This window comes from Mesorhizobium sp. M7A.F.Ca.CA.003.01.2.1, assembly GCF_003998945.1.
Classification (GTDB): domain Bacteria; phylum Pseudomonadota; class Alphaproteobacteria; order Rhizobiales; family Rhizobiaceae; genus Mesorhizobium; species Mesorhizobium ciceri.
This window is the reverse complement of record NZ_RZRA01001396.1, coordinates 1-945: the sequence shown is the minus strand read 5'-3', so window position 1 is coordinate 945 and position 945 is coordinate 1. Positions and strand designations below refer to the sequence as shown.

Below are 945 nucleotides of genomic sequence, written 5' to 3'. Positions count from 1 at the left end.
CTCTTCCAGCGCCTGCTGTTTCGCCGCGAGGCGAGGCTGCTCAAGACCGTCGAAGAGCGTCTCTGCCGCCGGGCGCGCTTCGTCTTCACCCTGGCCGAGGAAGACCGCGCCGCACTCGGTGTCGCCTCCGACAACCGCTCGGCGGTGCTGCCGCTGGTGACCGGTGCCCAGGCGCCAACCCTGAAAAGCCCGCGCCGCACCGATTGCGACGCCGCCCTGATCGGCACCTGGACCTGGCAGCCGAACCGCATCGGCCTCGACTGGTTCCTGGGCAAGGTCGTGCCGCATCTGCGGCCCGATTTCCGCATCCGCATTGCGGGCCACATGCCTTCGGGCGTCGCGTCGAAGCACCCGGGTGTCGAATTTGTCGGCCGCGTGCCCGACGCGCAAGCTTTCGTGCGCGGTGGTGCCGTCATCCCGCTGATCAGCACCGCCGGCAGCGGCGTCCAGTTGAAGACCATCGAAACCTTCGAGCTCGGCCTGCCTTCGGTCGCCACCAGCCGTTCGCTGCGCGGCATCGACCACCGTCCTTCCAATTGCGTCGTCACCGACGATCCCGTTGCCTTCGCCAGGGCGCTCGAGGCTGCGGCGGCCGACATCCGCGACGTTGACGGCAGCGCGTTCCGGGGCTCGCAGGTCAAGGCGCTCGACGCTGCCATCCGGCTCGGCCTCGAAAAGCTCGCCCCTCTCAGGCAGGAGGCGTTTGCATGAACATGCATTCCGCCCGCGCCGCGTTCGGGCTCGACACGCTGAAGACGATTCTTGGCATCCCGGTGGTTGCGGTCCGCTGGAACGATGCCATCGCCCTGCTGAACCGGCTGATTGCCGAGCGGCGCTTCACCAAGGTCAGTTTCCTCAACGCCCACAATGCCAACATCGCCTATACCGACCCGGTGTTCGCCGAAGCACTCGATGATTTCCTCATCCTGCCCGACGGTCAGCGGC

At 67.3% G+C, this 945-nt stretch carries 1 protein-coding gene and 1 pseudogene; both read left to right on the top strand.

Features of this window, described 5'->3' with window-relative positions:
- Nucleotides 1-711: glycosyltransferase family 4 protein (locus EN969_RS32950; protein WP_127419834.1), on the top strand; the 711-nt coding region annotated here is incomplete at its 5' end.
- A pseudogene (locus EN969_RS32945) lies at nucleotides 708-945 on the top strand (glycosyltransferase); the annotation flags it as partial. The gene EN969_RS32950 and the pseudogene EN969_RS32945, both read left to right, overlap by 4 nt.